The sequence below is a fragment of the Janthinobacterium sp. GW823-FHT03B06 genome (assembly GCF_058796955.1).
Genome location: NZ_JBXAJE010000002.1, coordinates 983,126 through 995,878, shown reverse-complemented (window position 1 = coordinate 995,878; position 12,753 = coordinate 983,126). Strand labels below are relative to the sequence as shown.

The window sequence follows — 12,753 nt, the reverse complement described above, 5'->3', positions numbered from 1 at the left end:
CCCCCGAGGATTACTTAGCGGACCGCCGTGGCGGTCGCGCAGGAATTACTTGGCGGCAGCGCGCGGAACGACTTTTTCAGCCGCTTGCGTGAACTGGTTCACGGCCGAGGTCAGGTTCGCTTCGATGGCTTCGACGGCTTGCTTGCTGGTTTTCGAGAACTGCTCGTAGCCTGCATTGGCGTTGCCGATGGCGCTTTTCAGGATGGCAACGGCGTTTTCCGAACCGGCTGGCGCGTTCTTGGTGACTTCTTCCACCAGGGACAGGACTTTACGGTTGGTTTCAGCGATTTGCGTTTCAGCAGCTTTGCTGAACTCGGCTTGCGTGCCCGACGTGATGGCAGCCAGGTGACGGCCGTAAGCGATGGCTTTTTCGGCGCTAGGCTGGGCTTGAGCAGCGCTCAGCGAGAAGAATTCTTGTGGATCTTTTGCCGACAGCAATTGCTTGGCGGCGGCGGTCGATTCTTCCAGAGTCGCTTTGGCAGCGGTCAGGTTCAGTTCGACGATCTTTTCGATGCCTTCGAAGGCTTTGCCCGTCAGCGACGAGAACAGGGCGAATTGGGCTTCCAGGTTGGCTTTGGTAGCGGACGAAAATTGCTCAGGAATTGAAAACATATAAATCTCCAAAAAATCGAAATCTGGTTAATTTGATGCTGCGTGTACCGTTTGGGAAAGCAGGTGAATCTAAATTTTTCAAGCTGAACAAGAATTGTGCAACGCAACAAACCCTATTCTACGGCGAAAAAAAACGAAGTCAAGCGTTTCTTGTGCGATGCAACAATTGAATAGATTTGCATCAAAAGTCATTGTTTCTAAAGAGAAATATTTGATTTCTACGTGTCAATGGTTTATGTCTAAACTATCATTTCCAGTGGCTGCGGGGACGATCGCGGCGCAGCATGCTAGACTTTGCCTCCCGCACTGGCGCAGCTCTCCGGTGCCGATCCTGTTTCCCGAGTTGATACCATGTCCAATCTTCCCGCCGCGGCTGGCGCCAGCGGCAAAGCCTCCAAAACCCCTTTCCTGACGACCCTGGCACCGATGGCCTTGCCTGGTTTCTTCGTGTTGTTATGGAGCACAGGTTTTATCGTGGCCAAGTTCGGCTTGCCGTACGCACCGCCGCTGACCTTTTTGCTGCTGCGCTTCCTGGGCGTGCTGGTGATCCTGCTGCCGCTGGTGCTGCTGTTGCGCGCGCCGTGGCCCGTGGGGCAGTTCCGCCAGATCGCCGTGGCCGGCATCCTGATGCAGGCCGGCTACCTGGCTGGCGTCTGGTGCGCCATCAAGCTAGGCATGCCGGCTGGCCTGTCGGCCCTGATCGTCGGCATGCAACCCGTGCTGACGGCCTGCGCCGCGCCGCTGATCGGCGAATCCGTGCGCCCGCGTCAGTGGCTGGGCCTGTTCTTTGGCTTGCTGGGCGTGGCCCTGGTCGTCTACGCGAAGATCAACCTCGTGGGCCTGACGGTGGAAAGCGTGCTGCTGTGCGTGTTCGCCCTGCTGTCGATGACGGCCGGCACCATGTATCAAAAACGCCACTGTCCGCAGTTCGACTTGCGCACCGGCACGGTGGTGCAGTTTGCCGCTTCCATCGTCGTGGTCTTGCCATTCGCCTTGTATTACGAAGGCTTGGACTTGCATTTCAGCAACGTCCAATGGACGGCGAATTTTATTGGCGCCTTGCTGTGGTCGGTACTCGTGCTGTCGATCGGCGCCATCTTCCTGCTGTTCGCCCTGATCCGCCGCAGCGACGCGACGAAAGTGACGGGTTTGCTGTACCTGACGCCGCCCACGACCGCCGTGATGGCCTGGCTGATGTTTGGCGAAGCCTTTAATATGCTGGGCATCGCCGGCATGCTGGTGGCCGTGGTCGGTGTGGTGTTTGTAGTCAAGAAATAGCAGGGAGCAGCGCAGTGAGCAAGCCAGTATCTGAAACACAGGCGGCGCAGCAAGCCGTCGATAGCGTCATCCTGTCGCGCCGTTCGATCCGCGCCTTCTTACCCACGCCGGTGGCGCAGGACGATATCGCGCGCATCCTGGAAGTGGCGGCGCGCGCGCCCTCGGGGGCCAATATGCAGCCGTGGAAAGTCTACGTGCTGTCGGGCGAGGCGCGCCTGCGCCTGTCGCGCCGCATCCTGGCCGCGTATGCCGAGCCCAAGGCACCCGATGCGCCCGCGCGCACGGCGTCGTATACCTATTACCCGCGCCAGTGGACGGCGCCGTTCATCGAGCGCCGCCGCAAGATCGGCCTGGACCTGTATCAGCTGCTGGGGCTGGAGCGGGGCGACACGGCCGGCATGGCGGCCCAGCATGGACGCAATTTCCAGTTTTTCGATGCGCCCGTGGGCCTGATCTTTACCATCGAGCGGGTGCTGGAACAGGGTTCCTGGCTCGATTACGGCATGTTCTTGCAAAATATCATGCTGGCGGCGCGTGCGCGGGGACTCGACACGTGCCCGCAAGCGGCCTTCATCCATTACCATGACATCATCCGCGACGAGCTGGGCATACCGGCCAGCGAAATGGTGGTATGCGGCATGGCCCTCGGCTATGCCGACCCGGACAAGATCGAGAACCGCCTGAGCACGGAACGCGAGCCGCTGGCCGGTTTTGTTAAATTCATGGACAAATAGACATTGCTGGCGATGGACGCCGGCAAACAGCCGCTCAAAGATGAGCTTGTTTGCTGATCGCCAACGATTTGTATTTCAGTGCTGCAATAAATACTGTCCTAACTGTTAAATAGGCTTGCGAATACTCTGCATTTCGCTACACTGCAATAAGGCAACAGCTTCACGGGGAATTATCGAATGGCTAAGTTTAAACTTGCGCTGGGTATCCTGGCTTCCCTGCTGTTTGCATTGGCGCCGGCTGCGGCCGTGCACGCCAGGGAAGCGAACGGCAAATCCTCAGCCTCCAAGAAACACAACACCAAGAAAATCAAGATCGTGCTGCGCAAGGGCGCGACGGCCGCGCCACGCGAAAAGAGCGTGCGCCGGGTCGTCATGGTGCGCGGCAAACGCAAGGTCATCTATCAAAAAGTCAGCAGCGTGGCCGTGCCCATGGCCGCACCGATGCCGACCATGGGCGACCTGGCGGGCCTGAACCTCACGCGCGATCCGCTCGACCTCAAGTCGAGTGTGGCGCTGGTGCTGGACCAGAACAATTCGGAAGTGCTGTTTGAAAAGAATTCGAATGTCGCCCTGCCCATCGCCTCCATCACCAAGATGATGACGGGCCTGGTGGTGGTCGAAGCGCACCAGGACATGGATGAATTGCTGACGATTACGGACGAGGACGTCGACCGCGCCAAGTTCAGCAGCTCGCGCCTGAAAGTGGGCTCGCAATTGACGCGCGCGAATATGCTGCACATCGCGCTGATGAGCTCGGAAAACCGCGCCGCTTCGGCGCTGGGCCGCAATTATCCGGGCGGCTTGCCGGCGTTTGTCGACGCCATGAACAGCAAGGCGCGCCAGCTGGGCATGATGGATACGCATTACGTCGATTCCAGCGGCTTGTCGAAAATGAACGTGGCCAGCGCGCGCGACCTGGGCAAGCTGGCCATGGCCGCCTTCCGCCATCCGCTGCTGCGCGAGTACTCGACGGACCCGAAAGCCATCGTCGAAGCCAGCGGCCAGCCTATGCAGTTTGGCAATACGAATCATCTGGTGGCCAACCCGGGCTGGGAAATCGGCTTGCAAAAGACGGGCTTCATCAATGAGGCGGGACGTTGTCTGATGATGCAGGCCGTCATCGAAGGACGGGCCGTGATCATGGTCTTCCTCGATTCCAAGGGGAAACAGTCGCGTACGGCCGATGCGGGACGCATGCGCAAGTGGCTGGAGGCACTCAAACCTGCCAACATGAGCCTGCCCGGCGGTTGATTAAGTTTCAATGCGAATGTCCAGGGCTGCGTTGCACTAACTCGCCGTACTAGTCGTACTGTCTTCGTTAGTGCGCCTTGCCCTGAACATTTTTATACGGCAGTGCTTTAGTCTTGGGGAATGAATCCCAGGGTGACGGAAATCTGATTCGCCGTTTCCACCAGGTCCACCAGCCACTCATCCTGCAGGCGGTCGGCGGGGGCGGAGATCGACAGGCCGGCGATCAGTTTGCCCGAATCGTCGCGGATGCCGGCGGCCATGCAGCGCACGCCCAGTTCCAGCTCTTCATTGTCGCGCGCATAGCCGCGTTCACGCACCAGGCTCAGCTCACGCTCGAGCTTTTGCAGATCCGTGATGGAATTCTTGTTGTGCCCGGCCAGCCCCGTGCGCGTGGCATACGCGCGGATGGCTTTCGGTTCATCGACGGACAGGAACAGCTTGCCCGTCGATGTCAGGTGCAGCGGGCCGCGGCCGCCGATGGCGCGCACCACCTGCATGCCCGAGCGCTCGGAAAAGGCGCGGTCGATGTAGACGATCTCGTCGCCCTGGCGCACGGACAGGTTGATCGTTTGCTGGGTTTTCTTGTGCAGCTGGCGCATGAAATCAAGCGCCGCTTCGCGCACGCTGAGGCGGCTTTTCACCACATTGCCCAGTTCCAGCAGGCGCATGCCCAGCCGATACGTGCCCGGTTCGATGCGGTCGACAAAGCGCGTCAGTACCATGTCGTTGAGGATGCGGTGCGCCGTTGAGGGGTGCAGGCCGGACACTTTCGACAATTCCTTCAGGCTGACCGGGTCCGAATATTTGGCCAGGGCATCAAGCAGGGCGACCATGCGTTCGATCACCTGGATCGTCGTCTTTGGGGCTGCGACCGGTTCAATTTTCATGATGGATTTGGTGCAATGCAGTATTCATGCATCTTTATACCATGATGTGAAAAAATAGTGAAATGTTCCGAGATATTCAGCGAATAAATTGTCACAATTCTCATGTTGGCCGTCATAATTGGCGGCTGGATGGACTTTGAACCATGGAAAACTATGCAACCTGTCAATGAATTCAAGAGCAAAAGCGGCTTGAAACGGATTTTTTCCGCCTTTTTCTACTCGCTCGACGGCTTGAAGGCGGCCTGGCGGCATGAACACGCGTTCCGCCAGGAACTGGGCCTGTTCGTCGTCGGCACCGTGATCGCCTTGCTGCTGCGCATCTCCGCCTTTGAAAAGCTGGTGCTGATCGGCGTGCTGCTGCTGGTGCTGATCGTCGAACTGATCAATTCGGCAATCGAAGCCGTGGTCGACCGCATCTCGCTCGAGCGCCATCCGCTGTCGAAAAACGCCAAGGACTTCGGCAGCGCCGCCGTGCTGCTGACCTGCATCCTGGCCTTTGCCACGTGGTCCGTGGTGCTGTTCAACCGCTTCTATTAAGCACTAAATCCCCGTTGCGCGCCGTCCATATGCGAAAATCGCATATCAAACGGCGAAACGCTTCGTTCTCTTTGCGGCCGCGGCGCCGTAATCTGGTGGCTCTGAAAGTTCAACCATACGGGGATCTTAGATGCTGTCGAAAAAAATCATCATTGCCGCCGCCATCAGCGCGTTTGCCATTCTGCAAACGGCGCAGGCTGCCGATATCACCCTGCTCAACGTGTCGTACGACCCGACGCGCGAGCTGTACCAGGATGTGAATACGGCATTTGCCAAGGAATGGAAAGGCAAGACGGGCGACAACGTCAAGATCAAGCAATCGCACGGCGGCTCCGGCAAGCAGGCGCGCGCCGTCATCGACGGCTTGGAAGCGGACGTGGTGACGTTGGCCCTGGCCTATGACATCGACGCCCTGGCCGAGCACAAGCTGCTGGCCGCCGACTGGCAAAAGCGCCTGGCGCACAACAGCTCGCCTTACACCTCGACCATCGTCTTCCTGGTGCGCAAGGGCAACCCGAAAGGCATCAAGGATTGGAATGACCTGATCAAGCCTGGCGTGTCCGTCATCACGCCGAATCCGAAAACCTCGGGCGGCGCCCGCTGGAACCACTTGGCAGCCTGGGGTTATGCGCTGCGCCAGCCGGGCGGCAGCGAAGCGAAGGCCAAGGATTTCCTCGGCAAACTGTATAAAAACGTGCCCGTGCTCGATTCCGGCGCGCGCGGCGCCACCACCACCTTCGTCGAGCGCGGTATCGGCGACGTGCTGATCGCCTGGGAAAACGAGGCGTATCTCGCCGTCAAGGAACTGGGCCCGACCAAGTTCGACATCATCACGCCGTCCGTCAGCATCCTGGCCGAGCCGCCCGTGGCCGTCGTCGACAAGTTTTCCGACAAGCATGGCACGCGCAAGGTGGCCGAGGCTTACCTGAACTACCTGTACACGGACGAGGCGCAAGACATCATCGCCAAGAATTACTACCGTCCGGCAACGGACAAGGCGGCAAAGAAATACGCGTCGCAGTTCGCCAAGGTCAACCTGTTCACCATCGAGCAGGTGGCCGGCGGCTGGACGGCGGCACAGAAGGCGCACTTTGCCGACGGCGGCATCTTCGACCAGATCTACCAGCCTAAGTAATACCGGATGGCACGATTGCCAGACCGTTACTAAAAGGAACCATCATGGCGCTGCGCAGCTTTTCCGATTACCGGGTACTGATCGTGCCGGGCTTGCATAACAGCGGTCCCGAGCACTGGCAGAGCCGCTGGCAGCGCCTGTATCCGCAATTCGAGCGGGTCGAGCAGGACGACTGGAATGAACCCGACCTGGCGACCTGGTCGGCGCGCCTGGACCAGGTGCGGCGGCAGGATGCGCGCCCCACCCTCATCGTCGCCCACAGCTTCGGCTGCCTGACGACGGCGCACAGCCTGGCGCGCGACCCGCAGGGCGTGGCCGGCGTGCTGCTGGTGGGGCCGGCCGACCCCGACAAGTTTGGCGTGGCGAAGGCATTGCCGCAAAAGCGGCTGCCTTGCCTCGGCATCCTGATCGCCAGCCAGACGGACCCGTGGATGACGGCCGAACACGCGGCGCAGTGGGCGCGGCGCTGGAATTGCAAGTATATTGATGGCGGTGCGTTGGGCCATATCAACGCCGAATCGCGCCTTGGCGACTGGGTCTACGGCCAGGCGCAGCTGCAAACACTGTTTGATCTGGCACAAAGCGACAAGCGCCACCGTCAGGCAGCCTGATACGACGAACATCTTCGCCACACAACTTCTGAAGGAGATCACGATGACTTTACGCCTGGGCGATGTCGCCCCTGATTTTGAACAAGACAGCTCGATCGGTCCGCTCAAGTTCCACGAGTGGGCGGGCAATTCCTGGGTGGTGCTGTTTTCCCACCCGGCCGACTTTACCCCCGTGTGCACGACGGAACTGGGCCTGACGGCCAAGCTCAAGCCGGAATTCGACAAGCGCAACGTGAAGGCCATCGCCCTGTCCGTGGACGCGGCCGAGTCGCACAAGAGCTGGATCAAGGATATCGAAGAGACGCAAAACACGGTGGTGGGCTTCCCCATCATCGCCGACGTCGACAAGAAAGTGTCGGTGCTGTACGACATGATCCACCCGGAACAGTCCGTCACAGCCACCGTGCGCTCCGTCTTCATCATCGACCCGAACAAGAAAGTGCGGCTGATCCTCACGTATCCGCTCAGCACGGGCCGCAATTTCAATGAAATTCTGCGCGTCATCGACGCCCTGCAGCTGACGGACGGCTACACGGTGGCCACGCCCGGCAACTGGAACGATGGCGACGACGTCATCATTCCATTGACCGTGCAAGACCCGGACGTGATCAAGCAGAAATATCCGAAGGGCTTTACGGCCGCCAAGCCATATCTCCGGTTGACGCCGCAGCCCAACAAGTAATTCCGGGGTCAGTTGCTGATGTACCCCAGAAGCAAGTTCTGGGGGCGGACCCTGAGGGTCCGACCCCGGTATTTCACAGGGGTTTCTCAAGTGACACCCAAAAAACGCACCTGTCCGGTGCGTTTTTTTTCGCCCATGGATTCTGCCGGCAAGTATGCAAAATCCATCTAAGCAAATGAGAAATGGTTAGTTCTTTTTATAACGATTGCATGTGATTATTGCGCCCTATAACTCAAAAATGTAATAAGAAGGGGTTTCCATGTCTGAAGCAACACTAGCGCCGCCCAAGGCGCGCGGAGCGCCGTTTCGGGTCATGCCGGGGTTTAAGCTGTCACTGGGCTTCACGCTCTTTTACCTGGCCTTGATCGTCCTCATTCCCTTGTCCTCGGTGTTCCTGAAAACCTTCACCATGACATGGGACGCCTTCTTCAGCGCCGTCACGTCCGAGCGCGTGATGGCCTCGTACCGATTGACGTTTGGCGCCTCGCTGATCGCCGCCCTGCTGAACGTGGTGTTTGGCGGCATCCTGGCCTGGGTGCTGGTGCGCTATAAATTCCCCGGCAAGCGCATCATCGACGCGCTCGTCGACTTGCCGTTCGCCTTGCCGACGGCCGTGGCCGGCATCACCCTGACGGCCCTGTATTCGTCTAACGGCTGGTTCGGCCAGTTCATCGAAGGCGTGCTGGGCATCAAGGTGGCGTTCACGCCGTTGGGCGTGGTGGTGGCGCTGACCTTCATCGGCTTGCCCTTCGTCGTGCGTACCGTGCAACCGGTGCTGGAAGACGCGGAAAAGGAACTCGAAGAAGCGGCCGCCAGCCTGGGCGCCAATTCCCTGCAAACATTCATCCGCGTTATCTTCCCCACGATTCTGCCATCGTTGCTGACGGGCTTTGCCTTGGCCTTTGCCCGAGCCACGGGCGAGTACGGTTCCGTGATCTTTATCGCCGGCAACATGCCGATGGTGTCGGAAATCACGCCGCTGTTCATTATTACCAAGCTGGAGCAATACGATTACGCAGGCGCCACGGCCATCGCCGTGGTGATGCTGGTGGTGTCTTTCCTGTTGTTGTTGACGATTAACCTGCTGCAAGCATGGACGCGCGGAAAGGCGAAGAAATCATGAGTACGAATACGACTGCCGCCGCTGGCGTGGACACTGCGCGGCCGACAGCGCGCCGCTTCGAGCCGAATGTCGGCCCCGTCGTGCTGGAACCATTGTGGGTGCGCACGGTATTGATCACCATCGCCTTGCTGTTTCTGACGGCTTTCCTGATCGTGCCCCTGGTGGCCGTGTTTGCGGAAGCGTTCAAGAAGGGCTGGGAAGCGTATATCGCCGCCATCATCGATCCGGACGCCATTTCCGCCATCAAGTTGACCCTGATCACGGCCGCCATCGCCGTGCCGCTGAACCTGGTATTCGGCGTGGCCGCTTCCTGGTGCATCGCCAAGTTCGACTTCCGCGGCAAGAGCATTTTGCTGACCCTGATCGACTTGCCGTTTTCCGTCTCGCCCGTGATTTCCGGCCTGATCTACGTGCTGATGTTCGGCGCCCAAGGCTGGTTCGGCCCGTGGCTGCAGGCGCACGACATCAAGATTTTGTTTGCCGTGCCCGGCATCGTGCTGGCCACCATCTTCATCACCTTCCCGTTCGTGGCGCGCGAACTGATCCCGCTGATGCAGTCGCAGGGCAGCGAAGAGGAAGAGGCCGCCATCGTGCTGGGCGCCTCGGGCTGGAACACTTTCCGCAGAGTCACCTTACCGAATATCAAGTGGGGTCTGCTGTATGGCGTGATCCTGTGCAACGCCCGCGCCATGGGCGAGTTCGGCGCCGTGTCCGTGGTCTCCGGCCATATCCGCGGCGAAACGAACACCATGCCGCTGCAGGTGGAGATTCTGTACAACGAGTACAACTTCGCCGCCGCGTTTGCCGTCGCCTCGTTGCTGGCCCTGCTGGCCCTGGTGACTCTGGCCCTGAAAGCCTTTATTGAGTGGCGTTTGAACGAGAGCGACGCCGACGATTCCGCCTTACGTTCCACGGAGCACTGATATGACCATCGCAGTTAAAAACATCCACAAGCGCTTCGGCGATTTCGTCGCCCTCGACAATATCTCGCTGGACTTTCCCGCCGGCGAATTGACGGCCCTGCTGGGTCCGTCCGGTTGCGGCAAGACCACCTTGCTGCGCATTATTGCTGGCCTGGAACATCCGGACAGCGGCCAGGTGCTGCTCGATGCGGAAGACGCGTCGAACCGCCACGTGCGCGAGCGGCAAGTCGGTTTCGTGTTTCAACACTATGCGCTGTTCAAGCACATGACGGTGTTCGAAAACGTGGCGTTTGGCCTGCGCGTGAAGTCGCGCAGCGAACGGCCGTCGGAAGACCAGATCCGCCGTAAAGTGAAAGATTTGCTGGAGCTGGTGCAGCTGGACTGGCTGGCCGACCGCTATCCGCCGCAACTGTCGGGCGGACAACGCCAGCGCATCGCCCTGGCGCGCGCCCTCGCTGTCGAGCCGCGCGTGCTGCTGCTCGACGAACCGTTCGGCGCGCTCGACGCCAAGGTGCGCAAGGAATTGCGCCGCTGGCTGCGCCGCCTGCATGACGACTTGCACGTGACCAGTATTTTTGTCACGCATGACCAGGAAGAGGCGCTGGAAGTGGCCGACCAGGTCGTGCTGATGAACAAGGGTACCGTCGAGCAACTCGGTTCCCCAGAGCAAGTCTATAACCACCCGGCCTCGCCGTTCGTGTACGGTTTCCTCGGCAACGTCAACCTGTTCCACGGCCGCGTGCATGACGGCGTGATGGCGACGGGCGACGCCAGCTTCGAAGTGCCCGATTATGCGGGCGTGAGTGACAGCAAGGGCACGGCCTATGTGCGTCCGCACGACCTGGAAATCGACCGTTACACGCAGGGCGCCGAAGGCATCGTGGTGAAACTGAGCCGCGCCCATGCGATCGGCCCGCTGGCCCAGCTGGACTTGCAGCGCGTCGATAACAGCGAGCTGATTGAAGCGGTGATGTCGAACGAGCGTTTTACTCATTTGCAGCTGAAGGAAGGCGAAACCTTGGTAGTCCGCCCGAAACGCCTCCACGTGTTCGTTGAACCAACAAGAACCTAAAGGCTGAAAATATATGAACTTTCAACAACTGCGTTCGATCCGCGAAGCGGCCCGCCGCGGCTATAACTTGACGGAAGTGGCGAATGCCCTGTTCACGTCGCAGCCGGGCGTGAGCCGGCAGATCCGCGAACTGGAAGATGAGCTGGGCGTGGTGATTTTCGAACGCAACGGCAAGCGCTTGACGGGCTTGACGGAGCCGGGCAAGGGCATTTTGAAGATCGTCGACCGCCTCCTGATCGAGGCGGAAAACCTGCAGCAGGCCAGCCTCGAATACAGCGGCCAGACCAGCGGAACGTTATCCGTGGCGGCCACGCACACGCAGGCGCGCTATGCGTTGCCGAAAGTGGTGCAGGGCTTTCGCGCCGCCTTCCCCGATGTGCGCATCGCGCTGCAGCAAAGCGCGCCCGAGCATATCGCGGAATGGGTGCTGTCGGGCAAGACCGATATCGGCATCGCCACGGAGGGCTTGAGCCAGTTCCCCGACCTCGTGTCGTTCCCGTGCTACCGCTGGAGCCATCTGATCGTCGTGCCGGACGGCCACCCGCTGCTCGAGCACTCGCCGATCCGCCTGGAAGACCTGGCGAAATATCCGTTGATTACCTACGACAAGGGGTTCACGGGACGCGGCCATATCGACGATGCGTTCGCCAAGGCGGGCGTGACGACCGACATCATTTTGACGGCCATGGATTCGGATGTCATCAAGCAATACGTGGCGCTGGGCCTGGGCGTGGGCATCGTCGCCTCGATGGCCTTCGACCATGGCCGCGACAAAGGGCTGCGGGCGGTGGAAGCGTCGCATCTGTTCGCCACCAACACGACGCGCCTGGCCGTGCGCCGAGGCGCCTACCTGCGTGCCTACGCCTACGAGTTCATCCTGCAGCTGGCGCCGGACCTGACGCGCGAAGACATCGACCGCGCCATGGCGGGCGAGGAAGCCCTCTAGGCGATGGCCGCCTTTTGCACGCGCGTCAGGCTGGCCACGGCGCGCGCGTAGCTATCCTGCACCAGTTCCGCCAGGTAATCGGTGGGGAAGCGCGCCACATCGACGATGGTGACCCAGTGAAAGCGGCCCATGTAGCGGGCCGGTTTGACGCCCGGCATGTCCGTCAGTTCAATGAAACGCCCGGCGCTGGCGCGCAGGCTGAAACGCCACTGTTCCGGTGCGCTGGTCTTGAAATAGGCAAACTTCTTGCCGCTCACTTCATACACGAGGATGTTCGACGGCGCACCGTACAGCACGGCTTGCGCGCCGGGCAGGGCCGCGCAAAATTGCTTCAGTTCATCTGTTGTCATTCGTCCACCGCCATGAATTGTTGCGTGTTGCGGTCGAAGGCGTACGCCGCGCCGGCAGGGGCGTCCAGCAGCGCAATGAAACGGTCGTCCACGCTGAGCACGGCACCCAGCGACACGAGGGCTACGTTGGCGCTGTCGTTGATGTAGTCGTCGCTCTCGTCGTTGGCCGTGAAGCGCCAGCCGCTGTCGTCGTCGTTATCCGGCGCTTCGCGGTACAGGTAGCCGACGGGCGCGCCGTCTTCCAGCACGCGTTTCGTGACGAAGCACAGGCCCGCGTAGCGGTTGACGAGGTTATCATCATCGTCGTGCTGGGTATTGATGATGTGGCGCGCCGTGAAGGCGATGGGGTCTTTGGCGCGCAAATCGGCGATGTAGCCGGGCATGTTGTCGAGCTTGCCCGTAAAGTGCCCATGCGGCTCGACCGTGTCGACCAGCACCCACATGCGCTCGGCGCCCGGCGCCTGCGGATCGTCGCTGTGGAAGGCGAAGATCAGCTTGACCACCTCGCCGGGGCGCACCTGGGCGATGGCTTCGGGCGGCGATTTATAGAAGGTGTAGGGATGGCGCGCCGCCAGTTCGGCGGCGTCGGCCAGGTGCCAGCTGGGCATGGTT

General features: G+C 60.3%; 15 protein-coding genes. 11 read left to right on the top strand and 4 right to left on the bottom strand.

Translation table 11 applies throughout. The annotated features are described in order from the left end of the window. Window positions 1-45 precede the first annotated feature (45 nt). Complete coding sequence (locus tag AC1RBA_RS10500) at window positions 46-612, bottom strand: phasin family protein (RefSeq protein ID WP_070224506.1); 567 nt, start codon at window positions 610-612, stop codon at window positions 46-48. 351 nt (window positions 613-963) lie between these two features. Here AC1RBA_RS10500 and AC1RBA_RS10495 point away from each other — a divergent pair, with 351 nt between their 5' ends. From AC1RBA_RS10495 to pbpG, 3 genes are all read left to right on the top strand, one after another. Continuing rightward, a complete protein-coding gene (locus tag AC1RBA_RS10495; RefSeq protein WP_409027992.1) occupies window positions 964-1,890 on the top strand; it encodes a DMT family transporter in 927 nt (308 codons plus the stop codon). Between the two features lie 14 nt (window positions 1,891-1,904). Then, entirely contained in the window at window positions 1,905-2,624 is a 720-nt protein-coding gene (locus AC1RBA_RS10490) for a nitroreductase (protein ID WP_492418019.1), read from the top strand. A 177-nt stretch (window positions 2,625-2,801) separates the two neighbouring features. Then, on the top strand, window positions 2,802-3,875 hold the full coding sequence (gene pbpG, locus AC1RBA_RS10485) for a D-alanyl-D-alanine endopeptidase (protein WP_492418017.1): 1,074 nt from the start codon (window positions 2,802-2,804) through the stop codon (window positions 3,873-3,875). 107 nt (window positions 3,876-3,982) lie between these two features. Here pbpG and AC1RBA_RS10480 read toward each other — a convergent pair whose 3' ends face one another. Further along, window positions 3,983-4,762: an IclR family transcriptional regulator gene (locus AC1RBA_RS10480; protein WP_046685991.1), complete on the bottom strand. Its 780-nt coding sequence runs from the start codon at window positions 4,760-4,762 to the stop codon at window positions 3,983-3,985. A 153-nt stretch (window positions 4,763-4,915) separates the two neighbouring features. Between AC1RBA_RS10480 and AC1RBA_RS10475 the strand changes: the two genes are divergently transcribed. From AC1RBA_RS10475 to AC1RBA_RS10440, 8 genes are all read left to right on the top strand, one after another. Further along, window positions 4,916-5,299 (top strand): diacylglycerol kinase, encoded by a 384-nt coding sequence (locus AC1RBA_RS10475; protein ID WP_070224509.1) that lies wholly within the window; start codon window positions 4,916-4,918, stop codon window positions 5,297-5,299. 130 nt (window positions 5,300-5,429) lie between these two features. Beyond that, on the top strand, window positions 5,430-6,434 hold the full coding sequence (locus tag AC1RBA_RS10470; RefSeq protein ID WP_230502522.1) for a sulfate ABC transporter substrate-binding protein: 1,005 nt from the start codon (window positions 5,430-5,432) through the stop codon (window positions 6,432-6,434). A 44-nt stretch (window positions 6,435-6,478) separates the two neighbouring features. Next, entirely contained in the window at window positions 6,479-7,045 is a 567-nt protein-coding gene (locus tag AC1RBA_RS10465; RefSeq protein WP_492418014.1) for an RBBP9/YdeN family alpha/beta hydrolase, read from the top strand. 43 nt (window positions 7,046-7,088) lie between these two features. Next, window positions 7,089-7,727: a peroxiredoxin gene (locus AC1RBA_RS10460; protein WP_070224512.1), complete on the top strand. Its 639-nt coding sequence runs from the start codon at window positions 7,089-7,091 to the stop codon at window positions 7,725-7,727. A gap of 313 nt (window positions 7,728-8,040) precedes the next feature. Next, a complete protein-coding gene (gene cysT, locus AC1RBA_RS10455; protein WP_070224513.1) occupies window positions 8,041-8,850 on the top strand; it encodes a sulfate ABC transporter permease subunit CysT in 810 nt (269 codons plus the stop codon). Continuing rightward, window positions 8,847-9,773 (top strand): sulfate ABC transporter permease subunit CysW, encoded by a 927-nt coding sequence (cysW, locus tag AC1RBA_RS10450; protein WP_492401901.1) that lies wholly within the window; start codon window positions 8,847-8,849, stop codon window positions 9,771-9,773. Before cysT ends, cysW begins: the two co-directional genes overlap by 4 nt. A 1-nt stretch (window position 9,774) precedes the next feature. Further along, the gene (locus tag AC1RBA_RS10445) at window positions 9,775-10,845 is read left to right on the top strand and encodes a sulfate/molybdate ABC transporter ATP-binding protein (RefSeq protein WP_034747519.1); all 1,071 of its coding nucleotides are present in this window, start codon (window positions 9,775-9,777) and stop codon (window positions 10,843-10,845) included. A 13-nt stretch (window positions 10,846-10,858) separates the two neighbouring features. After that, complete coding sequence (locus AC1RBA_RS10440) at window positions 10,859-11,791, top strand: CysB family HTH-type transcriptional regulator (RefSeq protein ID WP_070224514.1); 933 nt, start codon at window positions 10,859-10,861, stop codon at window positions 11,789-11,791. Here the strand turns inward: AC1RBA_RS10440 and AC1RBA_RS10435 are convergent. Both AC1RBA_RS10435 and AC1RBA_RS10430 read right to left on the bottom strand, forming a co-directional pair. Beyond that, window positions 11,788-12,141 carry an MmcQ/YjbR family DNA-binding protein gene (locus AC1RBA_RS10435; RefSeq protein WP_492418012.1) on the bottom strand — a complete coding sequence of 118 codons (354 nt, stop codon included), beginning with the start codon at window positions 12,139-12,141 and terminating at the stop codon, window positions 11,788-11,790. The genes AC1RBA_RS10440 and AC1RBA_RS10435 overlap by 4 nt on opposite strands. Further along, window positions 12,138-12,749, bottom strand: a complete 612-nt coding sequence (locus AC1RBA_RS10430) for an immunity protein Imm33 domain-containing protein (RefSeq protein WP_492418011.1) — start codon at window positions 12,747-12,749, stop codon at window positions 12,138-12,140. The genes AC1RBA_RS10435 and AC1RBA_RS10430 overlap by 4 nt, the downstream gene beginning before the upstream one ends. Window positions 12,750-12,753: the final 4 nt, after the last annotated feature.

Bases quoted from the DNA above. Each gene is read 5' to 3' on its own strand.
- cysW (WP_492401901.1), top strand. From the start codon at position 8,847: ATGAGTACGAATACGACTGCCGCCGCTGGCGTGGACACTGCGCGGCCG.
- AC1RBA_RS10500 (WP_070224506.1), bottom strand. From the start codon at position 612: ATGTTTTCAATTCCTGAGCAATTTTCGTCCGCTACCAAAGCCAACCTG.
- AC1RBA_RS10440 (WP_070224514.1), top strand. From the start codon at position 10,859: ATGAACTTTCAACAACTGCGTTCGATCCGCGAAGCGGCCCGCCGCGGC.
- AC1RBA_RS10475 (WP_070224509.1), top strand. From the start codon at position 4,916: ATGCAACCTGTCAATGAATTCAAGAGCAAAAGCGGCTTGAAACGGATT.
- AC1RBA_RS10430 (WP_492418011.1), bottom strand. From the start codon at position 12,749: ATGCCCAGCTGGCACCTGGCCGACGCCGCCGAACTGGCGGCGCGCCAT.
- pbpG (WP_492418017.1), top strand. From the start codon at position 2,802: ATGGCTAAGTTTAAACTTGCGCTGGGTATCCTGGCTTCCCTGCTGTTT.
- AC1RBA_RS10470 (WP_230502522.1), top strand. From the start codon at position 5,430: ATGCTGTCGAAAAAAATCATCATTGCCGCCGCCATCAGCGCGTTTGCC.
- AC1RBA_RS10445 (WP_034747519.1), top strand. From the start codon at position 9,775: ATGACCATCGCAGTTAAAAACATCCACAAGCGCTTCGGCGATTTCGTC.
- AC1RBA_RS10465 (WP_492418014.1), top strand. From the start codon at position 6,479: ATGGCGCTGCGCAGCTTTTCCGATTACCGGGTACTGATCGTGCCGGGC.
- AC1RBA_RS10495 (WP_409027992.1), top strand. From the start codon at position 964: ATGTCCAATCTTCCCGCCGCGGCTGGCGCCAGCGGCAAAGCCTCCAAA.
- AC1RBA_RS10435 (WP_492418012.1), bottom strand. From the start codon at position 12,141: ATGACAACAGATGAACTGAAGCAATTTTGCGCGGCCCTGCCCGGCGCG.
- AC1RBA_RS10460 (WP_070224512.1), top strand. From the start codon at position 7,089: ATGACTTTACGCCTGGGCGATGTCGCCCCTGATTTTGAACAAGACAGC.
- cysT (WP_070224513.1), top strand. From the start codon at position 8,041: ATGCCGGGGTTTAAGCTGTCACTGGGCTTCACGCTCTTTTACCTGGCC.
- AC1RBA_RS10480 (WP_046685991.1), bottom strand. From the start codon at position 4,762: ATGAAAATTGAACCGGTCGCAGCCCCAAAGACGACGATCCAGGTGATC.